Raw genomic sequence first — 23,457 nt, 5'->3', positions numbered from 1 at the left:
ATGGCGAAAATAACTTTTGATGGCATTGAGGTGGAAGTACCAGATGGTACCACCATTCTGAATGCAGCCCGCCAGATCGGCGGCGGCATTGTGCCCCCGGCCATGTGCTACTACACGCCCTTGAAGGGCTCGGGCGGCAAGTGCCGCGCTTGCTTGGTGCGCGTAGCCGCCGGTTCGGCCAAGGATCCGCGTCCGATGCCCAAGCTGGTGGCTTCCTGCGTAACGCCCGTACAGGACGGCATGGTAGTGGAAAACACTATCTCTGAGCAGGTTATGAACGTGCGCAAAGGCATCGTGGAGATGTTGCTCATCAACCACCCGCTGGACTGCCCGGTGTGCGACCAGGCCGGCGAGTGCGATCTGCAAAACTTCGCGTTTGAGCACGGTGTATCCACGACGCGTTACGAGGAAGAGCGCCGCACTTTCGAGAAAATCGACATCGGCCCGCTGATTCAGCTGCACATGACGCGCTGCATCCTGTGCTACCGTTGCGTGTACACCGCTGACCAGATTGCTGAAGGTGACCGCGTACACGGTGTACTAGGCCGCGGCGACGCTGCTGAAATCGGTACATACATCGAGAACATCATCGACAACGACTTCTCCGGCAATGTCATCGACGTGTGCCCGGTAGGCGCCCTGACCGACAAAACATTCCGCTTTAAGCAACGCGTATGGTTTACCAAACCCGTAGATGCTCATCGCGAATGCGAAAATCCGAAGTGCTGCGGTCGCGTGGTCTTGTGGTACAAAGGCAAAGATGTATTGCGCGTAACGGCTCGCAAAAACGAATACGGCGAGGTAAAAGAGTGGATCTGTAACACCTGCCGCTTCGAGAAAAAGGAAACTGCTGATTGGGTACTGGAAGGACCCGCGCACATCGACCGCTCGTCGGTGATTTCGGCCAACCATTACGAGTTGCCCGTAGTGAATCCGCAGGTCATTGCCGACCTACCGGAAAGCACCATGCGCGATCTCGAACAAAACCCGCCTCTCAAACTAGGCTCATCCTAACCTGCTGATGGAAATTCCTGTACTGGGCTGGCAAGCCATTGTAATCTTGGTAGTGTTCGGCGTTTCGCTGCTGATTGCTACGTATTCGACTTATGCTGAGCGCGTTGTAGCGGCCTTTCTGCAAGACCGTGTGGGCCCAGACCGCGCTGGCCCTTACGGGTTGCTGCAGCCACTAGCCGATGCCGTGAAGATGTTCACCAAGGAAGAGTTCTTCCCTGGGGGAGCTAACCGCGCGCTGTTCGTTTTTGGGCCTTGTTTGGCGATGACTACGGCCTTAATGTCGTCGGCAGTAATTCCGTTTGGCAACATTCTGCAGTTCGGCTCCAATGTCTTCTTTCTGCAAGGAATTGAAGTGAATATCGGCATGCTGTGGGTATTCGGCGTGGTTTCGCTGGGCGTATACGGCATCATGATCGGGGGCTGGGCCTCCAACAACAAGTTTTCGCTGCTGGGCGCTATCCGCGCGGCTTCGCAAAACATCAGCTACGAACTGGCCATGGGCCTGTCGCTCATCGCCGTACTGATGATTAGCGGCACATTGTCGCTGCGCGAAATCACGCTGCAACAGTCCGTGGCGGGCGAATGGCACTTCTGGAACATCGTGAAACAGCCGCTCGGCTTCATCATCTTCCTGGTTTGCGCTTTCGCCGAGACCAACCGCACACCCTTCGACTTGCCGGAGTGCGAAACGGAGTTGGTAGGTGGTTATCACACCGAGTATAGCTCGATGAAGCTAGGCTTGTTCCTGTTTGCCGAGTACGTAAACATCTTCGTGGCCTCGGCCGTGATGAGCGTGATTTACTTCGGCGGCTTCAACTTCCCGTTTCAATACGAGTTGCGCGACTGGTTGGTAGCCCACCAGGACTGGAGCTTGCTCGCCGCTCAGAACCTGATTACTATCTTGGGCACGCTACTGCTGTTTGGCAAAATCTTCTTCTTCATTTTCTTCTTCATGTGGGTGCGCTGGACGCTACCCCGCTTCCGCTACGACCAACTGATGCGCCTGGGCTGGACCATTCTGATTCCGCTGTCCATGGTCAATATTCTCATCACCGGCGGCCTTATTCTGGCTGGCGTTATTAAATAACCCAATAACTGCTTAAAGCCACTTGCCTATCTTTAGCAAGTGAGTTAAGTGGTTGTGGTACAAGTAGTTCTTCTTTAAGACAGAACCATGCAATCTCTGAGCAATAGAGCTAAGAAAATGAAAAAGAAGCCGATGACGCTCGCTGAACGCGCGTATCTGCCGGCTATTTTTCAGGGCCTTAGCATTACCATGCGTCACTTCTTCATGAAGAAGGCGACCATCCGTTACCCCGAAGAAACCCGTCCCTTCTCCCCTATCTTCCGCGGCTTGCATGTGCTCAAGCGCGACGAGCAAGGCCGGGAGCGCTGCACGGCTTGCGGGCTTTGCGCCGTAGCCTGCCCCGCCGAAGCCATCACGATGGTAGCCGGCGAGCGCAAGAAAGGCGAGGAAGGCCTGTACCGCGAAGAGAAATACGCGGTGAGCTACGAGATTAACATGCTGCGCTGCATCTTCTGCGGCCTGTGTGAAGAGGCTTGCCCCAAAGCGGCCGTCTACCTGCAGCCCGATAAGATGGCGCCGCCACGCTTCGAGCGCGATGAGTTCATCTACGGTAAGGACCGCCTTGTGGAGCCCGTTGACCCAGATGCCCGCTCGGGCCGCGGCATTCAGCTCACGCCGGAACAAGCCGAAGCGCTTCGCAATAAGATGAACCAGCAGCCGGTAGCGGCCCGCTAATTACTTCCCGTTCCTCATCAGCCCCACGGAATGTCCCCTCTCTTTCTCTTCCTGTCGTTTGTAGCGTTGCTCAGTGCGCTGGGTGTGGTATTAGCTAAGAACCCCGTACACAGCGTACTCTTCCTAATTCTCACATTCTTCTCATTATCAGGGCATTACCTGATTTTGAACGCGCAGTTTCTGGCGGCAGTAAACATCATTGTGTACGCGGGCGCCATCATGGTATTGTTCCTGTTCGTGATCATGTTCCTGAACCTGAACGCCGATACCGAGCCGCACAAATCGGCGCTGTCGAAAGTAACGGCGGCGGTGGCCGGTGGCTTGTTGCTGCTGGTGATGGTCGCTGCCATGCGCGACATTCAACCCGCCGGCTACGATGCTGCCACTTTCAATTCGCAGATCGGCATGGTGGACAAGCTGGGCTTGGTGCTTTATCAGAAGTACTTGCTGCCCTTTGAGTTAGCCTCGGTGCTATTCCTGGCAGCTATGGTAGGCGCTGTAATGTTAGGCAAGCGGGAAACTGGCGAGCGTAATTTCTAAGACATCCCTTCTTTCTTGGGCTTTGAAAAGCGGCGACTGGTAGCAGTCGCCGCTTTTTGTTTTTAAGCGTTTAGCAAGTTTGTATTAAAGCTGCCCACGCTTACTTAATACAGCTGAGGTGGTGCATGAAGACGGTTCCAGGCACTGGATGAAGCCAATTGCAACGCTCACCTTAAAAGCAGATTAATTCGTCATGATAGTAAAACTATCACGCATGCAAGCAGTATATCTTTGCAGCAGCCTACAAGGCATTAATCTAAGCTTCAGGTACTTATCGCTCGCCCAAACCACCAATTATCATGTTACCAACTCTGCGTCCTGAGCTCAACCATAAGCTATTCTTGCGCGATCCGCAGGAGACAGACTTAGGGCGCAAAATCGTCGCGGCCAGTGTGCAGCTTATTGACGAGCTAGGCTTTGAGCAGTTCACGTTCAAGAAGCTGGCCCACCAGATGGGCTCCACGGAGGCTTCGCTGTACCGCTATTTCGAGAACAAGCACCGCCTGCTTGTGTACCTTATTTCGTGGCATTGGGCTTGGCTGCGGTTCCAAATTCGGTTTCATACGCACAACATTGCCGATCCTCGCCAGCGCCTACGGCTCATCCTGAGCATTATTACCAACGCCCACCGCGACTGTGCTACCACGCCCGAACTCGACGAAGCCGCTTTGTACCGGGTGGTGGTGGCCGAGGCTTCCAAAACGTACCTCACCCACGAGGTCGATCAGGTGAACCACGAGGGCTTCTATCGCGAGTACAAGGGCTTGTGCGCCGATGTAGCGGCTGTGGTTCAGGAAATAGATCCTGCCTACGCTTACCCGCACGCTTTGGTAAGTACGCTGCTGGAAGCTGCACGCAAACAGCTGTTTTTCTCACAGCACCTACCCTCCCTTACCGACGTCCCAACACCCGAAACAGCGGGCAAAAACATCCTTATTTTTTTAGAAAGCATTGCTTTTTCGGTTTTAGGCAAGTAGCTAATTATCAACTTGTTACCTTATGGCTGACCTCAATTCTCACGCCACCCCCGTCCAGCGCTTGTGGCGGCTCTTGCTGACCGAGCGCCGTGACATTGCTTACCTCTACGTGTATGCTTCGCTGGCGGGCCTGATTACGCTATCGCTGCCGTTGGGCGTGCAAAGTGTGATCGGCTTTGTGTCGAGCGGGGCGGTGAGCACGTCGCTGGTGGTACTCATTGCCTTTATCGTGGTGGGCACCTTGCTCGTTGGGGCTCTGCAGATTATGCAGGTGTACTTGGTGGAGGTGTTGCAGCAGCGGCTGTTTACGCGAGTGGCGTTTGACTTTGCCGTGCGCTTGCCGCGGGTGCGTACGGAGGCGCTGGGCAACGAGTACTTGCCGGAACTGATGAACCGCATGCTCGACACGCCGTTGTTGCAGAAAGGGCTGTCAATCTTGCTGTTAGAGTTTACCTCAGCTGGGTTGCAAATCTTATTTGGGTTGATTCTGCTCTCATTTTACCACCCCATTTTCATTGCTTTTGGCTTGTTGTTGGTCCTGATGCTGAGCTTTTTGCTGCGCATAACCTGGCGGCGCGGCTTGGAAACCAGTATCACCGAATCGAAATACAAATACCGCGTGGTGGCTTGGCTGGAAGATGTCGCCCGCACCGTACACACCTTTCGGCTGGCTCCGCGCCACGCTTTGGTTCTAGATCGCACGGATGCCCACGTCAACGGGTACTTAGCGTCGCGGCAGGCACATTTTCGGGTGCTGATGGCCCAGTATTTCGGCTTCGTTGGCTTTAAGACGCTGATTACCGCCGGCCTGCTGACCATTGGGTGCTGGCTGTTGGTGAATAAGCAAATCAACATTGGTCAGTTTGTCGCCTCCGAAATCGTGATCATCCTGACCATCGGAGCGGTGGAAAAGATCATGATTAAGTTGGACGTGCTCTACGACGCCTTGACTTCGCTCGACAAAATTGGCCACGTGCTGGGCTTGCCTGCCGTAGAAGAGCCGGCGGGTGCTAATTTGCCACTTTCAACCAACCCGGCTCAGGGTTTGAACGTGGATTTGCGGCTCGTGTCGTATAGCTACCCCGGCGCGGACAAACCCACACTGCATGGGGTATCGCTGCAATTGCGGCCGGGCGAACACTTAGGTTTGGCAGGCTACGATGGCTCGGGCAAAACCACCTTGCTGCGCGTGATGGGCGGGCTGCTCGACGGCTACCAAGGCCTGATTTCTTACGACGGCACGTCGCTGCGCGACCTTTCGCCCAGTGCTTTATCGGACAGCGTGGGGGAAAATTTCTCCCACCAGCACCTGTTTACCGGGACGGTGCTCGAAAACCTGACCCTCAACCAACCCGAAGTGCAGCCCGCCAACGTTACCTGGGCCCTCGACTTGGTAGGACTGCGCGACGAAGTATTTGCCTGGCCGCACGGCCTCGGCACCTTTGTGAGTGCGGGCACGCCCCTGCCCGATAACGTAAAGCAGAAGCTGCTCTTAGCCCGCGCCTTGGTTCGCCGCCCACGGTTGCTGCTACTCGACCACTTTCTACCTGCCGTGGAACCCACTGAGCGCCAGCGTATTCTAAAGCGCCTCCTGGCTCCCGAACTGCCCTGGACTCTGATCCTGGCTTCCAACGATCCGCGTGTTTTGGCCCTGTGCCCGCGCACTGCCGTGCTGCGTACCGGACGGATCGTGGCCGACGGCCCTTTTGCTGCTATTGCCCAACAGCCTGAACTACAGGAATTGCTCACTGCGTAAAGCTTAAGCCACTCACTACCAGCAACATATCATTAGGCCCTAGTGCTGCTTTACAGGCAGCCTGGCACGACTACGCCTCTGCGTGAGGGAAATCAGCCCTCCTCTTCTTGCCCCCGAAACCTGCCGTTACAACTCATAACCTTCTCCTAGCTATGTCATTCGACGAGCATCCGCTTCCGGAAACCCACCCTGAAGCCCGCCGATTTAGCTCGTTTGAGCATGTGCAAACGCCGCGTACCGGACGCGTGCTGGCGCGTTGGTGCGGCGTGCTGGCCTTGCTGGTGCTGCTGTGCGGCTTCCTGCCCTGGACCCAGAACATTCGCTCTACCGGCGCCCTGACTACGCTTCGGCCGCAGGATCGCCCCCAAACCGTGCCGAGCACCATCGCGGGCCGCATTTTGCGGTGGCGCGTGCAGGAAGGCCAGCTGGTGCAACGCGGCGATACCCTGGTGGAAATTGCCGAGATCAAGGACAAGTTTTTTGATCCGGAATTGCTGGCCCGCACCCGCGAACAGCTGGTAGCCAAAGAAGCGTCGCTGCGTGAAAACGGCGCTAAGGCCGTGGCGCTTGGTCAGCAACAAACGGCACTGCGCCAGGCCCTGAAGGTGAGCCTCGACAAAGCACGCAACAAAGTGCGCCAGACGCGCCTCAAAGTACAGAGCGATAGCGCCGAGCTGGTGGCCGCCAACACGGATTTCGCCATCGCCCGCCAGCAGCTCGACCGCCAGGAAAAGCTTTATCAGCAAGGACTTAAGTCACTGACGGAGCTGGAACAGCGCCGCCTTAAGTTTCAGGAATCGACGGCTAAGCGACAAGCCGTGGAAAACAAGCTGGGCTCGAGCCAGCAGGAATTGCTGAATGCCCGCCTGGAGTTGCTTTCGCTAAGTGCTGAGTATCAGGACAAACTGGCGAAGTCGGAAAGCGACCGGCGCAGCGCCACCGCGTACCAATTCGACACAAAAGGCCAGATTGCCAAGATGCGCAACGAGTACGCCAACCTGAGCATTCGCGACGCCTTTTACCGCATTACGGCCCCGCAGGACGGCTACGTGGTGCGCGCCCTTAAGCAAGGTTTAGGTGAGATTATCAAGGAAGGTGAGCCAATCGTGACGGTGATGCCTTCGCACCCGCAGCTGGCCGCCGAACTGTACGTGCGCCCGATGGATATTCCGCTGCTGTCGGTGGGCCGCAAGGTGCGGTTGCAGTTTGATGGCTGGCCGGCGCTGGTGTTTTCGGGCTGGCCGGGCACGAGCTTCGGCACCTTCGGCGGCGTGGTGGCCGTGATCGATAACATTGACAGTCAGGGCCAATACCGCGTGCTGGTCACCCCCGATCCGGAGCAGGAACCCTGGCCGAAGCCCTTGCGCGTGGGCAGCGGCGTCTATGGCTGGGCCTTGCTCGACGACGTGCCGATCTGGTACGAGCTTTGGCGGCAGCTCAACGGCTTCCCACCCAATTTCGTGACGCAGCCCAAAGCTCCTGAGAAGACCGAGAAGGCGGGCAAGAAAGCCGACAAAGCCGATGGGTATGCAGCGGCCGAAGAGTAGATTCTGCACAACTATTTGTCTATCAGATAATTACAAAACCTTGATTTCCCTTTTGCACTTACCGGTTATGTTTTGTTTCGCCTTTTTGCTGGTTATGTGTCTTGTTGCCTTGCCTGGGTTGCTGCCGGGCCGTGCGGCGGCACAAGCGTTGCCGCGCGACACGACGGGCCAGGTGTTCACGCTCAGCGACCTGTTTACGCACGTTATGTTGCGGCATCCGGTGGCGCGGCAGGCGGGCTTGCTGCCCGAGCGAGCGCAGCAGGAGATCCGGTACGCCCGCGGCTTGCTCGACCCGGAAATCAGCAGCAAATACTACGGTAAAACGCTGAACGACAAGGACTACTTCAACCTCTGGGACAACACCCTGCGGGTGCCGGTGTGGTTCGGCTTCGATGTGAAAGCGGGCTTTGAGCGCAACGTTGGCAGCTACGTGAGCGAGCAAATCCGCACGCCGCAACAGGGCCTGAGCTACGTGGGCGTCTCGGTGCCGCTGGCGCAAGGGCTGCTTATTGACGAGCGCCGCGCCGCCATTCGCCAGGCGCAGGCGTTGGCTGGCTTGGCCGAGGCCGAACGCCGCAGCACACTTAACAAGCTCGTGCTTTCGGCCGCCAAAGACTACTGGGAATGGAGCCTGAGCCACCAGCGCCTGGAGCTGTTGCGCTACAATACCGATTTGGCCGATGTCCGCTTTCGGGCCGTGCGCGAGCGCGTGCGCCAAGGCGACTTAGCGGCCATCGATTCGGTGGAAGCGCTCACGGAACTACAAAATCGCCAGGCCCAACTGGTACAAGCGCGCGTGCAATGGCAAAACGCGACCCTCAAGCTCAGCAACTACCTCTGGGACGAGCAAAACCAGCCGCGTGAGCTACCCGCTACTGTGCGTCCACAGGCATTGCCGGCCCCCACCGCCTGGCGCGTTCTGCCCCAGGATTCAGTAGAGACCTTGGTAAACCTTGCAGGCCAAATGCACCCCGATCTGGCCAAGACGCGGGCCAAGCTCAACCAATTGGGCGTTGAGCGTAAGCTATTATCCAACAAGCTATTACCTAAGCTCTTTGCCGACTACAATCTGCTACGGGCTGGTCAGCCATTTCGCCCGGAAGGCGCAATGCAGTGGAACGGCAGCTACTTTTCTAACAACTACAAGCTCGGCCTGAGCTTTCAGTACCCGCTGCTCCTGCGCCAGGAGCGCAGCAAGCTCCAGCTCAACCAACTCAAGCGTCGCGAAGCCGAGTACGGTCTGCAGCAGGATACCCGCGACGTGCAAACAGCGGTGCGCAGCATCGCCAACGATTGGGAAGCTCTACACGAGCAGCTTAGGGTGCAAGAGCAGGTAGTGCGCAACGCCCAAACCCTGCGCAACGGCGAGCAAATCCGCTTCGAGAACGGCGAAAGCTCGGTGTTCCTGATCAATGCGCGGGAAGCTTCGCTGGTGAGCGCTCAAGTGAAGCTGGCGGAGCTGCAAGCCAAATACGCCCAGACGCAAGCGACACTGCGCTGGGCAGCGGGCGGTAGTATCGAGTGAGATTAAGTTAAAATCTCACTCACTCGAACGTCATGCTGAGGTTGGCGAAGCATCTTGCGGGCCACGCTAACTCATTAATTACTGCGGCGGGCGAGATCCTTCGCGTTACTCAGGCTGACAAACGGGAAAAGCGGAACCTGACTGCTTCGGGTGCCGCTTTCTGTATTATTGAGTAATATGCCCAAGCTATCGATGCACGGGAAATGCCTACCATGCAACGGCCCCATAAACCCTAAGCGCATGCGTAAGAAAGCCTATTTTAGATTGAAAAGCCTGTTAGTAGCAGCGTTCACGATCGTTTCTTTTTCGGTTGAAGCGCAGCAAAAAGCAGCAGAACGCGACACTTCTTTCACGGTGCACAGCGCTTATGTGAAGGCCAAAAAACAATATCCTGCTGTCAGCATTGCCACGCCTAAAATACCGGCTGGCGTTGCCTCGAAAAGGGATCTCACGTATTGCACGATTGGCAATCGGGACCTGAAGCTCGACATCTTCTATCCCACGGCTAAGCGGAAAGCTAAGTACCCTGCTGTGCTGCTTATTCACGGTGGTGGCTGGCGCTCCGGCGACCGCTCCCATCACATCCCGATGGCGCAGCAGTTGGCTGGGAAAGGCTACGTGACCGTTACGGCAGAATACCGGCTTTCCACGGAAGCCATTTACCCAGCGGCCGTCAATGACCTGAAGGCTGCCGTTCGGTGGATGCGCGCGAATGCGAACGCGTATGCTATTGACACGACCAAAATCGCGGTCTGGGGTTTTTCGGCTGGCGGGCAACTGGCCGCACTTATGGGCTCCACCAACGGCGACAAGCGCTACGAAGTAAACACCTGTAACAGAGGTGTTTCTAGCAATGTGCAGGCGGTAGTGGATGTAGATGGCATTTTGGCTTTCATCCATCCAGAGTCGGGCGAAGGCGACGACAGCAAATCGACTTCGGCCGCGACGTACTGGTTCGGGGCTTCTAAAAGTCAGAAGCCGGAGTTGTGGCAAGAAGCTTCGGCACTAAATCACGTCAGCGGGAAAATGCCGCCTATCCTGTTCATCAATAGCTCCGTGGACAGAATGCACGCGGGAAGAACAGACTTTATCAGTAAGCTCAACGAATTAAAAATTTACAACGAGGTCCACGCCATCCCGGATACGCCGCACACTTTCCCGCTTTTTAATCCCTGGTTTGAGCCTACCCTCAACTACACGGCTGCCTTTTTGAGCAAGGTTTTAAACGGTAAATAAATAGACAGAATGAACGTGTGCCCATACCACTGGATAATGACGCAAAACAGGCCGCAGATATATCCGCGGCCTGTTTTGCGTCGACTCAATTACTAAACGTCTTCAGCCACCTTCTTACTGCGTAGCCTTTCCACAACCACAAGCCCGTTAGCACCACCAGCGGCAGCAGGACAAACTTAGTGGCAAAAGCGGCTTCCGGCTTCGAGGCTACTGGCCCGTAGATGTAGCCCACAATCGGGATACTGGCCAGCACATGAAACCAGCGAATGACTTTCCTTTCGGTGGCAGGCTTCATGATTTAAATACAAATCATTGATTAACACTAACTTACACGGCCTGATTTACAGAAGGTTCTTCGGTGGACGCCTGTCGGCGCATCCAGGGCGGGCCACAGCTAGCGCGCATCTTCTGCCGGAATTTCTCCTGTTCTTCGGGCGTCATGGCCGCCATGCGAGTTTCCATCTTCTGGCGCCATTCGCGTTGGTGTTGGTTCCAACGAGCCCGGCCCCAGCGATGCTGCCCGGGTCCGCCGCGAAAACCACCCAGCAACAGGCGCGAAAGAGCCAGCAGCCCAATGGCTTGGGCAAAATTGAGCACCGGTCCGTGGAAGATATTGGGAACGAGCCAGTTCCAGAGGTACATGGTGATAAAGCCCGCAGCAGTGATAAACAAGGCTGCAAAAAGCAAAAAGCGCAGGCCGCGAAGCAGCCAAAATTTGCGGTTCATATGGGTGGGGAGATTAATCAGTGAATAAATCCGTGTAAAGCGCATGGAGCCGTTGGCGCAGGTGCTGCACCGCGTAATGCTTGCGCGAAATCAAGGTTTTGAGCGGCACGCCGGTTTCTTCGGCCAGCTCCTTAAAACTTTTGCCCTCCAGTTCGTGCCACACAAACACGTCGCGCTGGTTTTTGGGCAGCTCCTCCAAGGCATCGGCGAGGGCCTCCATCAACGTCTCGCGCAGCAGTCGGTTTTCGGGAGCGTCGTCTTGGGCGGGCAGCACATCGGCGAGCAGCAAAGCGCCTTCCTCGTTGTCGCTGTAGTTGAAGGCTTCGGCTTCGAGCGAAGTAGTTTTCTTGCGGCGGTAGAGGTCGGTGATGCGGTTGCGGGCCACGCGGAAAAGCCAGGAGGCCACTTTTTCCACGGGCTTGAGCAGGCGGTAACTTTCCACCAGCTCTCCAAATACATCCTGCAGAATGTCTTCGGCGTCGGCTTCGTCGGGCACGCGGCGGCGGATAAACGCCAGCAAGCGACCGCGTTGCTCGCGCACGGCCTCCTGTATCTGACGGTCTTGTCCAGTCATGTTGGCCGCGGCTAATCCGGTTAAGGCTATAGGTTCCATCTGGTTAAGCAGACGAACTTCGTTTCAAAATACTTTATGCCGCCCAGATATTTATCAACGCCTCGTCGGTAGCGCCTCTGTGCGCTGAAAAGCGGCTTGCTTCCGCGGCATCGTTGCTACATTTCCCTGTGCGGTTTCCGATTTTCAGGATACCTTTGCCAGCTAATTCACCCCAGCCGAGCTTCGGTTGGCTCTTTGCTTTGTCTGCTGACCCAACTACATGGAACAGACCATCCCGGAAGTTATCCGCACCGTCCCGCTGCAGTATTACGTATTCTTCGCTACGACGCTGTTTTGCATCGGCGTAGTCGGGGTACTGACCCGGCGCAACGCCATCATCATTTTCATGTGCATCGAGCTGATGCTCAACGCCGTGAACGTACTGCTGACGGCTTTCTCGGCCTACCGCGCCGACCCGAACGGGCAAATCTTTGTGTTTTTCATCATGGCCGTAGCCGCCGCCGAAGTATCAGTAGGCTTGGGCATTATCGTGATGATCTACCGCAACTTCCAGAATACCGACGTCAATCTTTTGAATAGGCTTAAATGGTAAGCTAACGACTTGTGTTATCAACGGTTATTTTTTACAACCATTTGATAATCAATGACTTACGTTTATCCGTTTAACAATTCAACTTATGCAAGAAACTGTTATTCCCGCAGCCAGCGCACCGTATTCTACGCTGCTGTACGTTCTGATCCCGCTGCTGCCTTTTTTAGGCTTTCTGCTCAACGGCTTGCTCAACCGCCGCCTGTCGGGCACTGTAGCTGGGCTCTTGGGTAGCGCGACGGTGCTGGGCTCGTTCGCGATTTCGGTCTTTCTGTTTGCCAATTTCCAGTACCAGTACACGGTCACGCTGTTCGACTGGATTACGGTCGGCTCCTTCCAGATTCCGTTTTCCTACCAGATAGACCAGCTCAGCCTCATCATGCTGCTGCTCGTCACGGGAGTCGGCTTCCTGATTCACGTGTACAGCATCGGCTACATGCACCACGACGAGAACGTTGGGAAGTTCTTCTCGTTTCTCAACCTATTTATATTCAGCATGTTGGTGCTGGTTATGGGCGCCAACTTCGTGATTTTGTTTATCGGTTGGGAAGGCGTAGGACTCTGCTCTTACCTACTGATTGGCTTCTGGAACAAGAACACCGAATACAATAACGCCGCCAAGAAAGCCTTCATTATCAACCGCATCGGTGACTTAGGCTTTCTGCTGGGCATCTTCCTGATCTATCTCACCTTCGACTCGGTGCAGTACGCCGAAGTGTTCCAGAAAGCTTCACAACTTCAGGTTGGAACCGGTGTCGTGACTGCTATTACGCTGCTGCTCTTTGTGGGTGCCATGGGCAAATCGGCGCAGTTGCCGCTTTATACCTGGCTCCCCGACGCCATGGCCGGCCCGACGCCCGTTTCGGCGCTTATCCACGCAGCTACGATGGTGACGGCCGGTATCTATATGGTGTTGCGTGCCAACGTGCTGTTTACGCTCGCCCCTACGACGCTCGAAGTTGTGGGCATCATTGGCTTGGCCACGGCGCTCTTCGCTGCCACCATCGGCCTTGCTCAAAACGACATCAAGAAGGTACTGGCTTACTCTACCGTTTCGCAGCTCGGCTACATGTTCCTGGCCTTGGGCGTGATGGGCTACAGCTCCTCGCTGTTCCACGTCCTGACGCACGCCTTCTTCAAAGCGCTAATGTTCCTGGGTGCGGGTTCCGTGATTCACGCCATGAGCAACGAGCAGGATATCCGCAAAATGGGCGGCTTGCGCAAAGCCTTGCCCATCACGTTCTTAACGTTCCTTATTGGCTGCCTGGCCATCTCCGGCATTCCGCCATTTTCGGGTTTCTTCTCCAAAGACGAAATCCTGAGCCACGTTTACGAGCACAACAAGCTCATGTGGGTCATCGGCTTGTTTACATCGTTCCTGACGGCGTTCTACATGTTCCGCCTGCTGTTCCTGACGTTCTTTGGCGAGTTCCGGGGGACCGAAGAACAGAAGCACCATCTGCACGAGTCGCCTGCTTCCATGACGCTGCCGCTGATTATTCTGGCTGTGTTGGCCGCTGTGGGCGGTTTCATGGGCGCTCCGATGATCTTGGGCAAGCATTACTTAGCCGATTATCTGGCACCCATTTTCACGTATTCACAACGCCTTAATCCTGAGGCATTTGCAGCAGAACTCGATCACAACACCGAGCTGATGCTGATTGGCCTATCAGTAGCAGCCGGGGCGCTGGGCATTGTTTTGGCCTATGTGCAGTACATAAGCCGTGGTGTGCGCCCGGTTGCAGACGAATCGCAGCGTTCGGCTCCTGAGAGCTTGGTGTATCACAAGTACTACGTCGATGAGCTGTACGATGCGCTGTTTGTGCGTCCGTCGATGGCGCTGTCAAAAGGCTTGTATCGGTTTGTCGAGCAAGGAGTTATCGACCCGATTGTAAACGGCTTTGGTCGTCTTACCCTAGGCGGCGGGCAACTGCTGCGCTATGTGCAAACTGGCACGATCGGCTTGTATCTCATGCTGATGGTAATCGGGATTGTAGTGATTCTGGCGCTGAACTTCTTCCGGCTATAAATCAAAAGAGGTATGAGCACAGCAGAGTTTCTCTTGAAGAATTTGACCTTCGTAGATTTTCTGTGGCTCCTTCCTGTTCTCTTCTTCTACTTTTTGCCCTACCTGATTGGGCGTAAGAAGCCTGACTTTAAGACTCTATTCGTGATCAATTTACTCGCAGGATGGTCTATAATTGGTTGGGTTTTTTCTCTTTACCTCGCGTTGCGCAGTGATTCTATTACTTCAGCTATTTCTTCGGGAGCTAATGCTACTTCGAAGGCTTCAGTAGCCGATGAGATAATTAAGCTGCACAACTTGTGTGATCAAGGCGTGCTCACACAGACAGAATTTGAGCGCCAAAAGAACAACCTGCTTAGCTAATGCTGACTGTCCTCTTACTTCTCTTTCCTGTGGCGGCCGCGCTGTTGCTGCACTTTGCCAAAGGCCAAGCGGCACGCGTGATGGCTTTTGGCGCGTCACTGGTCGAATTCGCACTGGCAATTTTCATTGCGGTTACGTCCCAGCACACAGCCCGCGCGCAGTTTGAAGTGAACGTGCCGTGGATTGCCTCAGCAGGCATCAATTTTCACGTGGGCATCGACGGACTCAGCTTGCTGCTGGTGCTGCTCACCACCTTTCTAGTGCCGCTGATTATTCTGGCTTCTTTTCGCCACGATTACCCCAATGCTTCGGCTTTTTACGCGCTCATCCTGTTTATGCAAACGGGGCTGATTGGCGTGTTCATCTCGCTGGACGCCTTCCTGTTCTACTTCTTCTGGGAAGTAGCCCTTATTCCGATCTATTTCCTGGCGGGCATTTGGGGCAGTGAGCGCCGGATTCAGGTTACGTTTAAGTTCTTTCTGTACACCATTATCGGCTCGCTGTTTATGCTGGCCGCCTTCGTATACCTCTATTTCCAGACGGGAGTCAACGGAGCGATGCGCTCGTCGGATATCATTGCGTTCTACAACCTGAACCTGAGTGCGGCCCAGCAGGCTTGGCTCTTCTGGCTGATTTTCATAGCGTTTGCCGTGAAAATGCCGATTTTCCCCTTTCACACGTGGCAGCCTGATACCTACACCGAAAGCCCCGCTCCTGCTACCATGCTCTTGTCGGGCATCATGCTGAAAATGGGTATTTACGGCTGCCTGCGCTGGCTGCTGCCGATTGTGCCCAAAGGCGTAAGCCAGTGGGATAAGGTCGTGATGATTCTGGCCGTTATCGGCATCATTTACGGCGCCATCATCGCCATTCGCCAACGCGATATGAAGCGGTTGATCGCGTATTCGTCGCTCTCCCACGTGGGCCTGATGGCGGCAGGCGTGTTTTCGATTACCCTGATGGGCATGCAAGGTGCCGTGGTTCAGATGCTGGCGCACGGCATCAACGTGGTGGGCATGTTCTTTATCGCCGACATCATCCAGCGCCGCACCAACACTCGCCAGATTCCCGAGCTCGGCGGCCTGACCCGCAGTACGCCCTTGCTTTCCGTGACCTTCCTCGTGATTTTGCTCGGCACGGTAGCCCTGCCGCTGACCAATGGTTTTGTAGGCGAATTTCTGCTGCTGGGCGGTGTGTATCAATACAATAACTGGCTGGGCGCCGTGGCTGGCCTGACCATCATCTTTGCGGCTGTATACCTGCTGCGTATGTTCCAACGCGTGATGCTTGGCCCCGATTCTTCTTTTTCGGCCGCCATCCGTGATTTGAGCGGCAGCGAATTAGCTGTCCTTATTCCCTTGATTATCATGGTGTTCTGGATCGGTCTGTTTCCGAATGTGTTCCTGCGCATCTCCGAGCCTGCTATCCTGCAGATTATCACCATGATAAACCGCTAAGCTCCTGATCCCGACGACATGACTTCTATTATTCTGCTCTCCGTTCTCGGCATCGTCAACCTTTTCCTAGGGTTCCTGCGCTCCAACCGGATGCTGCTTCCGGTGGCCATGATCATTCTGGTGGTGGTATTCGGAGCCAACGCGTACGATTGGAATTCGGCTTCGCAGTCGTATTTCAACAACATGCTCACCATCGACCGCTACTCGGTTGCCTTTACCGGCATTGTGGTCCTGACGACGGTGTTGCTGCTGCCCTTCTCGCAGAAATACGTGCGCGACGACGAAGCCAACCTCGCCGAATACTATTCGCTGCTGCTGTTTTCACTCGTGGGCGCCATCATGATGGTGAGCTACGAAAACCTGCTGATGCTGTTTGTCGGCATTGAGATCCTGAGCATTTCGATGTACGTGCTGGCCGGCTCCGACAAGCGCAACGTGCGCTCGAACGAAGCCGCCCTGAAATACTTCCTGATGGGTTCGTTTGCCACCGGCATTCTGCTGTTCGGCATTGCGCTGGTATATGGCGCAACGGGTGCCTTCTACGTGTCGCAGATTGGCGAAGCAGTAGCCAACCCGGCCAACGCTTCGATGCAGCCTATGCTCTACATCGGTTTGCTGATGATGCTGATCGGGGTAGGCTTCAAAGTATCGGCGGCGCCTTTCCATTTCTGGACGCCCGACGTGTACGAAGGCACGCCCACCTTCTTTGCCGCTTTCATGAGCACCGTGGTAAAAGCCGCCGGCTTTGCCGCTTTCCTCAAGTTGTTGGTGCAGGCTTTCCCAGCCGCTCAGAATTTCTGGATCCCGACCATCATCGCGATGTGCGTGCTGACTTTGCTTATTGGCAACGTGGGCGCCGTGGCCCAAAACAGCGTGAAGCGCATGTTGGCCTATTCGAGCATTTCGCATGCGGGCTATCTGATGATTGGCTTGGTGGCCTTTAATGGCGCACTTAGCGGTCTGTCAGCTAACGGCATTTTCTTCTACTCGCTGGCATATTCCATCGCTACTGTGGCGGCTTTCGGGGTGTTGAAGCTCGTTTCTGATCAACGTCAGCGCGAAGATTACACGGCGCTCAATGGCTTGGCCCGCACCAATCCGCTGTTGGCGTTTGTGATGACCGTAGCCATGCTTTCGCTCGCGGGCATTCCGCTGACCGGAGGTTTTTTCGGCAAGTTTTTCCTGTTCGGCGCTGCCATCGACAAAGGATATATTGGCCTCGTGGTATTCGCCGTGGTGATGTCGATGGTAGGCATTTACTATTACCTGCGCCCCGTTATCGCCATGTACATGCGCCCGGCTGAGGCCGACGCAACTGAGCCCGTTGCGGTGGGCACGTTTCAGGCGGTGGTGTTGGTGGTACTGGCTTTGCTGACCGTCCTCCTTGGAATCCTGCCTGGTATTTTCACTGGGGTTTTGTAGCAGGTACAGCCTGTGTTGCTTTATAAAAAAGGCGCCTCTTCATGAGGCGCCTTTTTTATGCCCAGACAGCAGAGTGCTGTGACGAGCTAAGCAGTTACACAAACACTGCCACAATCAGTACAAGATGACGGGCTACCTCGCAAAAGAGCCTTTACACGAACAACTATAAGTAATTGATTATCAACTACATACAAAAGGGGCTCCTGCTTTGCAGGAGCCCCTTTTGTATGTAGTTATATCGAAATCGAACGCTATTTCTGCGTCACGCGGATGCTGATACGGCGGTTGAGGGCGCGGCCATCGTCGGTGTCGTTGCTGGCGATGGGGATTTTCTGGCCGTACCCTTTGGCTACGATGCGCGTGGCATCAATGCCCAAATCCACCAATTCGGCCATGGCGGCGGTAGCACGAGCTTCGCTCAGTTTCAGGTTCAGCTTGAACTCGCCGTGATTGTCGGTGTAGCCCCCGATTTTCACTTTGGCATTCGGGAAGCTCTTCAGAATACGGGCGATGTTCTGTAGCTGCTGCTGCGATTCGCCGGTGATCTTGGAGGAGTTCGGCTCGAAATACACTCGATCGAAGCTGATCCAGCCTTTCGTGCGATTGACCGAATCGACTTGTATGTTGTCATCCGCAAGGAACTGGTAGAGGCGGCTTTCCGTCGAGTTGGTGCCGGCCATCAGGCGAGAACCGTCGGCTAGTTTCAGTAGCGTCGGCGCTCCCGTATCATAAATGAAGTTGCCCGAAGCCTTATCATAACGACCCGCTAACGGCGCAGCTACGGCGGAGTTTCCGCCCTTATCAGTAGCGCTAGTAGCGCTGGCGGTATCGCCGCCGAGCCCGTTGGCATCTACTCCCCCACGCCGCTGGCCCAGGAAAAAGCCGACTTCCACCAACGCGGCAATCGCGACAAGCAGCAGGCCCAGCAGAATCCAGCGCATCGGGCCTTTGCCCTGCGCTACCGTTTCCTGGTGTGCATAGAGATGCCCGCCGGAATGGGACGGGCGGGCGTCCAACTCGTAGCTGTTGAGCGGCACGGCCTCCGAAGGACCACCAATTTTTGTCCACGGCGCTATACTTCCGCCTCCTACTTCCGGCTTCATTGCACCTACTACGGTGTTTTTTTGCGTTTGTAGCCACCGCGCTAGGTCGCCCGCGTCGAAGCCGTGCTCGGCGGAATATTGTCCCAATACGCCCAACGTCACGGGAGCGGCCATGCCGAACAGGCTACTCACTGCCGTGGCGTGAGCGCCCGAAGTGCGCGAAATCGACTCGACGGTAGTGGTATAGCGCTCATCCAGCAAGGACTTGGTTAGCTCAACGCCGCGGTTGAGCCAGCCTCCGCCGGAGCTTACTGAGCGGGTAAGGTTGGTAAGAATGCCCGATTCGCTTGCTTCGCGCGTCATGCCCCACAGCACCTCGGTGCCACCGGGCTGGTCAGCCAGCTCAATAAAGCTATCCAGCACGATCGGAATGACCCGCGTGAGGACTTTGCTGACGGCTGCTTCGTTTTCCCCCACTGCCACACTGACTTGGCTCACGGTTTCGCCGGCAAAGTGGGTTTTGATTTTGTCGAGTAGGTTCTGGGACATAACAGCAGAAGTTTTAGGTGGGAGGGCCAGTCGGGAGAAAGCAGGGAAATCAACCAGCCTTGTATCAGGTATCAAGTTTTTGAAAATCAGTCAATATGCAAGCAGCGCCACCAATATGTTTCATTTGACTGGGTGCGTGCACGGACATACTGCAGCGTTACTCCGTTTGGTTTTGTAGCGCTGCTTCCGTTGCGTTTTCGAGCCACGGAACAGGCGGTTGATGCGCGAACCAACCGAGCGCAGAAAACCAGCAGCTTTTTTAGTGCGGCGGGCCGGCGTACGCGTTGTCCGGCGTTTGGCCGAGCTGCTCACCGCTGTGTTGGCATTGGTTTCGCTACTGAGCTTGGGGATAGCCGCGCGTTCCGGGTTGGGGGCAGTAGTGCTGGGCGAATTTGTGCTGGAGGCCGACAGTGCCGGATCGGAGCCCGCAGCTTCTTCCGCGGGCAGTTCTTTGTACACGTAATCACTGGCGAGCTTGTCGTAGCGGTTTTGCGCCGCCACGCTGGGCGGCATTTGGGCGTCGCTCACGCTCGTTGTAGGGGTTGCCGACAAGCTGCTGTCCGGAACCGCTGAAGAACTGTTGTGCCCCAGCAAGTAGCCGCCAATGGCTACAGCAATTGCCACCAAAGCCAGCCACACCGACCGGGTATTGCGCCCCCGCAGCAGGAACTTCTGCGGGTCGAAACCGGCCAGCGGATTGGATTTGCCGTGTCGGTTGTCGGCACCGAGATCACCGCTTGCGCTGATGATTGTCCAGGGCGCGCCGCTGCTCATGCTTACAGGCGTAGCCGCATCGGTGAGGCGCTGGCTGCGCAGCAGTTTGCCCAAACCAATGGCATCTAGGCGTTGCTCTGCGGCTTGCTGGCCCATCGCTCCCAGCGTGATGGGCGCCGCGATGCTCAGCAGGTTTTCCACTGCCGAAGCAGGGAGCGCGCAGCCTTGGGCAATTGCCTCGACCTGGCCTGTATATTCTTCGTCCAGCATCGACCGCATCAGCTCTTTGCCACGCTCGTGCCAAACGCCGGTGGGATCTATGATCTGTTCGACGTTGTTTACCAAGCCCGCGGCATGAGCATCGCGCGTCATGTTCCAGAGAATATCCGTGCCGCCTGGCCGGTTAGACAAATCCTGAAAGGCTTTCATTACCAACGGGATAGCTTTATTGAAAGCTTTCGCCACCGAGGCCTCGTCTTCTCCCAATGCCGTGCTAGCTAGTCGCACGGCGTCAGCAGTGAGGTAGCTTTTAACCTTTTCTAATAAGGCGACTGACATGGATAGATTACGTGAGGCAAGCTACTACTAAGTAATATACAATAAATTATAGTCTTATTTACAATAACCATACCCGTAATTCATTGCTTGGATAGTGATTTAGTTATATTATTTCATAAATATTTATAAATATATTCATCCATAAAACGGCAACTGTCACCAATACGAGCCACGTCTTGCAAAAGTTGGTAAGGGGCAGCGCAGCCTTTCTTTCTAACTTCGGATTCTAAAAAAGCCCCGCCTCTTTCCTTAATTCGGAAAGGGCGGGGCCTCAACTTCTGCACCCGATGCAAAGAGATTGCGGTATTTTATCACCCAAAGGCATCAATATAAATACTTTATAATCAAGCATTTAGAGTTTCCGCATCACTGCATTCCATTCGTCGGCATACACAACAGCTTCGTCGGAAAAGGGCTCTTCGCCGCGGAAGCGCTGAAGCAAGCGGGCCGTAGTAATGATGTCTTTTTGGCAATACTTGACTATGCGCGGCAGGTCTTGCTCATTGTAGTACACGCGCGCCACATCCGACCCGTTGATGTCGTCTTTGGGCGTCGGGATATTGAACATGGCCGCCAGCAACGGCAAGGAAGTAAAGGACTTACGGTCGCCAAACTTCCACAGCTCCATGGTGTCGAGGTGCGGAATCTCCCACGGCTTCTTGCCGGCTATATCGAGCTGGGGCGGCAGCGTAAGACCGTTGATGAGCATACGCCGCGACAGATACGGAAAATCGAACTCCTTGCCGTTGTGAGCGCACAGTATGTGCTGCGGTTTGCGGTCCAGTACATGCGCAAACTCGCTGAGCATCTGCTTCTCGTCGTGGTCGGCGAAGGATTTTACCCGAAAGCGCATCTGCTCTTCCTGCCGGTCGAAGTAGAAGCAGCCCAGCGAAATGCAGATGACTTTGCCAAACTCGGCATAAATGCCGGCCTGCTCAAACAGCGTCGCCGCATGCAGAAAATCCGGCAGCGGCTCGACGTCGAGGCGGCTCGAATTCCAACCTTTTTCGCGGCGCAGGGCGTGGCATTTGTGCTCCCAGAGCAGTCGCAGCATTTCATTTAGCTCGTCGTGGCAACCTACGCACGGCACGGTTTCGATGTCGAGGACGAAAATCTGCTCGAACGGAACTTTGCGAAGTACTTGCATAGGTGGCTCACTGACGGGGTTCTGACTCCGAAGATAGCCGATTCGGGCTCAGAAGCTACACTGCCTGCCTGATACTACTAAACAGCTTTTTCCAAGCTAAAAAGCCAACCCTTTGAGTATCTATCAGATACCAAGCTTGCACGATCGCAAAAAAGCCTGCTTGATAGCCTCGGGGCAATCAAGCAGGCGCGGTCTAGGGATGCCCAGACGATCTGGGGCGGGCATGGCCGATAACAATCAGGCTAGTGCGGGACGACCAGTGAGCCAGAGGCCCACCATCATTATGATTACTTGACGGCGTGGTTTGGGCATAACGATAGACGGCTAAGAATACACCAGACGGTTCCGCATCGCTTCGTCACGAAACGAATTTTCCGGAGTCGTTGGTCAGCAGGAAGATACAGGCGAGGCCTGCCCTTGTCAATCACATGATGATGTGAGTGGCTTACCCGTTGGCACTTGCTTTAGGTAAGCCCTTGGCGCAAGGCCTTCGAAACGGCCTCGGTCATGGAGCGGACGTGCAGCTTTTCGTAGATTTTCTTGATGTGCGAGCGCACCGTGTCGAGGCTGATGCCGCGGTCGGCGGCAATCATTTTGTAGCTGTAGCCTTCCACTAGCAAGCTCAGAATTTCCTGTTCGCGGGCGCTGAGGTTGGCCGTGACGGCATCTTCCGCGACTACCTTGGGCGGCGCTTTCGGAAACAAACGCAGCACTTGCCGGGCGATGGCGGGCGTCATCGGGGCGCCCCCGGCCCGTACTTCTGCGATGGCATCGAGGAGCTTGGCTGGAGGCGTTTTCTTGAGCAAGTAGCCATCGGCCCCGGCACAAATCGCATCGAAAACGCGGTCGTTTTCCTCAAACACCGTGAGCATCACCACATTAACTTTGGGCGCCACCGCCTTGATGCGGCGCAGACCTTCGATGCCACTGATGCCGGGCATGTCGATGTCCATCAGCACCACGTCGGGCGAGAGGCGCGCGATGTCGGTTTCGGCCTGCATGCAGTTGCCGAGGGCACCCGCCAGCTCCAGCCCGGGGTAACCGGACAAGAGTTGGCTAAGGCTGGTGCGCAGGTCGGCATTGTCTTCGTAAATAAGTACGCGAGTGGGCGCTTCCATGAGAATCAGGCAGAATATTAACCCTACCAAGATACATCCTTACGCCCCAAAACAAGACCACATAATCATGTGAGCGCCTTCTCAGAAAGCAACTAACTCTTGAGAAGGCCACTACTCAAGCATTATATAAATATTTGACAATCAGATATTTATATAATAGCCTTTGGGGATTACCCATTCACGGGGATGGTCAGGGTGAGGGTGGTGCCGCGGCCGGGGGCGGTGCACAGGGCCAGCTGGCCGCCCAGGGCCCGGGCCCGGGCCCGCATGTTGGCCAGCCCGTGGCCCCCGCCCTGGGCCGGGGCCTGCGGGTCGAAGCCCACCCCGTCGTCCTGCACGGTCAAGACCAGGCGGTGGGCGGCGGGCCGGGCCAGCGTGACGGTGGCCTGCCGGCAGCGGGCGTACTTGGCCAGGTTGTGGACGGCTTCTTTGAACAAAAGGAAAAACTCGCGCCGCGCCGGCATGGCCAGGGCCAGGCCCCGCACCTCGGGGGCCACGCGGAAGGCCAGGGCGATGCCGCGCGCCTCCAGGGCCTCGGAGGCGAAGGCCCGCATGCGGGCCGTGACGTCCTCCACCGCGTCGTGGGCCGGGTTGATGGCCCAGACGATGTCGTCCATGGCGTCGAGCATGCGCCGCGAGCTCTCCCCGATCTGCTCCAAGACGGCCGCCGCCTGCTGAGGGCGCTGCTGCTGCTGGTGGGTGCGCGCCACCTGGCTCAAAATGGAGATGCTGCTCAGGGTCGAGCCCATGTCGTCGTGCAGGTCGCGGGCGATGCCGTGGCGCACCTGCTCCAGGGCCAAGAGCTGGCGCACGC

The 23,457-nt window shown here is 55.9% G+C and carries 22 protein-coding genes; 14 read left to right on the top strand and 8 right to left on the bottom strand.

Translation table 11 applies throughout. The features are described from left to right. The 9 genes from H9I52_RS00110 to H9I52_RS00070 all read left to right on the top strand — a co-directional run bounded on the left by H9I52_RS00110 (position 1) and on the right by H9I52_RS00070 (position 10,357). The gene (locus H9I52_RS00110; protein ID WP_187452156.1) at positions 1-1,014 is read left to right on the top strand and encodes a 2Fe-2S iron-sulfur cluster-binding protein; all 1,014 of its coding nucleotides are present in this window, start codon (positions 1-3) and stop codon (positions 1,012-1,014) included. 7 nt (positions 1,015-1,021) lie between these two features. Further along, positions 1,022-2,101, top strand: coding sequence for an NADH-quinone oxidoreductase subunit NuoH (nuoH, locus tag H9I52_RS00105; protein ID WP_139514745.1), 1,080 nt, complete (start codon positions 1,022-1,024; stop codon positions 2,099-2,101). Positions 2,102-2,233: 132 nt separating this feature from the next. Continuing rightward, on the top strand, positions 2,234-2,776 hold the full coding sequence (locus H9I52_RS00100; protein ID WP_222940380.1) for a NuoI/complex I 23 kDa subunit family protein: 543 nt from the start codon (positions 2,234-2,236) through the stop codon (positions 2,774-2,776). A gap of 30 nt (positions 2,777-2,806) precedes the next feature. Beyond that, positions 2,807-3,316: an NADH-quinone oxidoreductase subunit J gene (locus H9I52_RS00095; RefSeq protein ID WP_187452154.1), complete on the top strand. Its 510-nt coding sequence runs from the start codon at positions 2,807-2,809 to the stop codon at positions 3,314-3,316. A gap of 299 nt (positions 3,317-3,615) precedes the next feature. Then, entirely contained in the window at positions 3,616-4,293 is a 678-nt protein-coding gene (locus tag H9I52_RS00090; RefSeq protein WP_187452153.1) for a TetR/AcrR family transcriptional regulator, read from the top strand. A gap of 22 nt (positions 4,294-4,315) precedes the next feature. Then, positions 4,316-6,049, top strand: a complete 1,734-nt coding sequence (locus H9I52_RS00085) for a peptidase domain-containing ABC transporter (protein ID WP_187452152.1) — start codon at positions 4,316-4,318, stop codon at positions 6,047-6,049. A gap of 152 nt (positions 6,050-6,201) precedes the next feature. Next, positions 6,202-7,596 (top strand): HlyD family secretion protein, encoded by a 1,395-nt coding sequence (locus H9I52_RS00080; RefSeq protein ID WP_187452151.1) that lies wholly within the window; start codon positions 6,202-6,204, stop codon positions 7,594-7,596. A 94-nt stretch (positions 7,597-7,690) separates the two neighbouring features. Further along, on the top strand, positions 7,691-9,121 hold the full coding sequence (locus H9I52_RS00075) for a TolC family protein (protein ID WP_187452150.1): 1,431 nt from the start codon (positions 7,691-7,693) through the stop codon (positions 9,119-9,121). Between the two features lie 264 nt (positions 9,122-9,385). Beyond that, positions 9,386-10,357, top strand: coding sequence for an alpha/beta hydrolase (locus H9I52_RS00070; protein ID WP_262385911.1), 972 nt, complete (start codon positions 9,386-9,388; stop codon positions 10,355-10,357). 85 nt (positions 10,358-10,442) lie between these two features. Here H9I52_RS00070 and H9I52_RS00065 read toward each other — a convergent pair whose 3' ends face one another. The 3 genes from H9I52_RS00065 to H9I52_RS00055 are packed head-to-tail and all read right to left on the bottom strand — an operon-like array spanning position 10,443 to position 11,657. Beyond that, on the bottom strand, positions 10,443-10,652 hold the full coding sequence (locus H9I52_RS00065; RefSeq protein ID WP_139514751.1) for a hypothetical protein: 210 nt from the start codon (positions 10,650-10,652) through the stop codon (positions 10,443-10,445). A 32-nt stretch (positions 10,653-10,684) separates the two neighbouring features. Further along, positions 10,685-11,083: a hypothetical protein gene (locus H9I52_RS00060; RefSeq protein ID WP_139514752.1), complete on the bottom strand. Its 399-nt coding sequence runs from the start codon at positions 11,081-11,083 to the stop codon at positions 10,685-10,687. A 13-nt stretch (positions 11,084-11,096) separates the two neighbouring features. Then, positions 11,097-11,657: an RNA polymerase sigma factor gene (locus H9I52_RS00055; protein ID WP_222940379.1), complete on the bottom strand. Its 561-nt coding sequence runs from the start codon at positions 11,655-11,657 to the stop codon at positions 11,097-11,099. A gap of 259 nt (positions 11,658-11,916) precedes the next feature. On the opposite strand from H9I52_RS00055, the gene nuoK reads away from it, so the two are divergent. From nuoK to H9I52_RS00030, 5 genes are all read left to right on the top strand, one after another. Beyond that, positions 11,917-12,249 (top strand): NADH-quinone oxidoreductase subunit NuoK, encoded by a 333-nt coding sequence (nuoK, locus tag H9I52_RS00050; protein ID WP_139514754.1) that lies wholly within the window; start codon positions 11,917-11,919, stop codon positions 12,247-12,249. 85 nt (positions 12,250-12,334) lie between these two features. Continuing rightward, a complete protein-coding gene (gene nuoL / locus H9I52_RS00045) occupies positions 12,335-14,275 on the top strand; it encodes an NADH-quinone oxidoreductase subunit L (RefSeq protein ID WP_187452147.1) in 1,941 nt (646 codons plus the stop codon). A 12-nt stretch (positions 14,276-14,287) separates the two neighbouring features. Next, complete coding sequence (locus H9I52_RS00040; protein WP_222940378.1) at positions 14,288-14,635, top strand: superinfection immunity protein; 348 nt, start codon at positions 14,288-14,290, stop codon at positions 14,633-14,635. Then, positions 14,635-16,092 (top strand): NuoM family protein, encoded by a 1,458-nt coding sequence (locus tag H9I52_RS00035; RefSeq protein ID WP_139514757.1) that lies wholly within the window; start codon positions 14,635-14,637, stop codon positions 16,090-16,092. Before H9I52_RS00040 ends, H9I52_RS00035 begins: the two co-directional genes overlap by 1 nt. 18 nt (positions 16,093-16,110) lie before the next feature. Then, a complete protein-coding gene (locus H9I52_RS00030) occupies positions 16,111-17,514 on the top strand; it encodes an NADH-quinone oxidoreductase subunit N (RefSeq protein WP_187452146.1) in 1,404 nt (467 codons plus the stop codon). A 251-nt stretch (positions 17,515-17,765) separates the two neighbouring features. Here the strand turns inward: H9I52_RS00030 and H9I52_RS00025 are convergent, their stop codons facing one another. From H9I52_RS00025 to H9I52_RS00005, 5 genes are all read right to left on the bottom strand, one after another. Beyond that, entirely contained in the window at positions 17,766-19,106 is a 1,341-nt protein-coding gene (locus tag H9I52_RS00025) for an OmpA family protein (protein ID WP_187452145.1), read from the bottom strand. Positions 19,107-19,226: 120 nt separating this feature from the next. After that, positions 19,227-20,378, bottom strand: coding sequence for a DUF937 domain-containing protein (locus H9I52_RS00020; RefSeq protein WP_187452144.1), 1,152 nt, complete (start codon positions 20,376-20,378; stop codon positions 19,227-19,229). 352 nt (positions 20,379-20,730) lie between these two features. Next, complete coding sequence (locus tag H9I52_RS00015; protein ID WP_139514761.1) at positions 20,731-21,525, bottom strand: 3'-5' exonuclease; 795 nt, start codon at positions 21,523-21,525, stop codon at positions 20,731-20,733. A 464-nt stretch (positions 21,526-21,989) separates the two neighbouring features. Then, positions 21,990-22,643: a response regulator gene (locus tag H9I52_RS00010; RefSeq protein WP_187452143.1), complete on the bottom strand. Its 654-nt coding sequence runs from the start codon at positions 22,641-22,643 to the stop codon at positions 21,990-21,992. 170 nt (positions 22,644-22,813) lie between these two features. Continuing rightward, a partial coding sequence (locus H9I52_RS00005; RefSeq protein WP_262385910.1) for a sensor histidine kinase occupies positions 22,814-23,457 on the bottom strand: 644 nt, incomplete at its 5' end.

This window comes from Hymenobacter sp. BT491 (genome assembly GCF_014349165.1).
Lineage (GTDB): Bacteria > Bacteroidota > Bacteroidia > Cytophagales > Hymenobacteraceae > Hymenobacter > Hymenobacter jejuensis.
Note: the sequence above shows the minus strand (reverse complement) of the source record. Positions and strands in the feature narration are given on the sequence as shown.

Excerpts from the sequence above, each read along its gene's own strand:
- H9I52_RS00040 (WP_222940378.1), top strand. The coding sequence starts at position 14,288 with ATGAGCACAGCAGAGTTTCTCTTGAAGAATTTGACCTTCGTAGATTTT.
- H9I52_RS00025 (WP_187452145.1), bottom strand. The coding sequence starts at position 19,106 with ATGTCCCAGAACCTACTCGACAAAATCAAAACCCACTTTGCCGGCGAA.
- nuoL (WP_187452147.1), top strand. The coding sequence starts at position 12,335 with ATGCAAGAAACTGTTATTCCCGCAGCCAGCGCACCGTATTCTACGCTG.
- H9I52_RS00030 (WP_187452146.1), top strand. The coding sequence starts at position 16,111 with ATGACTTCTATTATTCTGCTCTCCGTTCTCGGCATCGTCAACCTTTTC.
- H9I52_RS00060 (WP_139514752.1), bottom strand. The coding sequence starts at position 11,083 with ATGAACCGCAAATTTTGGCTGCTTCGCGGCCTGCGCTTTTTGCTTTTT.
- H9I52_RS00095 (WP_187452154.1), top strand. The coding sequence starts at position 2,807 with ATGTCCCCTCTCTTTCTCTTCCTGTCGTTTGTAGCGTTGCTCAGTGCG.
- H9I52_RS00020 (WP_187452144.1), bottom strand. The coding sequence starts at position 20,378 with ATGTCAGTCGCCTTATTAGAAAAGGTTAAAAGCTACCTCACTGCTGAC.
- nuoH (WP_139514745.1), top strand. The coding sequence starts at position 1,022 with ATGGAAATTCCTGTACTGGGCTGGCAAGCCATTGTAATCTTGGTAGTG.
- H9I52_RS00055 (WP_222940379.1), bottom strand. The coding sequence starts at position 11,657 with ATGACTGGACAAGACCGTCAGATACAGGAGGCCGTGCGCGAGCAACGC.
- H9I52_RS00085 (WP_187452152.1), top strand. The coding sequence starts at position 4,316 with ATGGCTGACCTCAATTCTCACGCCACCCCCGTCCAGCGCTTGTGGCGG.
- nuoK (WP_139514754.1), top strand. The coding sequence starts at position 11,917 with ATGGAACAGACCATCCCGGAAGTTATCCGCACCGTCCCGCTGCAGTAT.
- H9I52_RS00080 (WP_187452151.1), top strand. The coding sequence starts at position 6,202 with ATGTCATTCGACGAGCATCCGCTTCCGGAAACCCACCCTGAAGCCCGC.
- H9I52_RS00065 (WP_139514751.1), bottom strand. The coding sequence starts at position 10,652 with ATGAAGCCTGCCACCGAAAGGAAAGTCATTCGCTGGTTTCATGTGCTG.
- H9I52_RS00090 (WP_187452153.1), top strand. The coding sequence starts at position 3,616 with ATGTTACCAACTCTGCGTCCTGAGCTCAACCATAAGCTATTCTTGCGC.
- H9I52_RS00075 (WP_187452150.1), top strand. The coding sequence starts at position 7,691 with ATGTGTCTTGTTGCCTTGCCTGGGTTGCTGCCGGGCCGTGCGGCGGCA.
- H9I52_RS00100 (WP_222940380.1), top strand. The coding sequence starts at position 2,234 with ATGACGCTCGCTGAACGCGCGTATCTGCCGGCTATTTTTCAGGGCCTT.
- H9I52_RS00035 (WP_139514757.1), top strand. The coding sequence starts at position 14,635 with ATGCTGACTGTCCTCTTACTTCTCTTTCCTGTGGCGGCCGCGCTGTTG.
- H9I52_RS00110 (WP_187452156.1), top strand. The coding sequence starts at position 1 with ATGGCGAAAATAACTTTTGATGGCATTGAGGTGGAAGTACCAGATGGT.
- H9I52_RS00010 (WP_187452143.1), bottom strand. The coding sequence starts at position 22,643 with ATGGAAGCGCCCACTCGCGTACTTATTTACGAAGACAATGCCGACCTG.
- H9I52_RS00015 (WP_139514761.1), bottom strand. The coding sequence starts at position 21,525 with ATGCAAGTACTTCGCAAAGTTCCGTTCGAGCAGATTTTCGTCCTCGAC.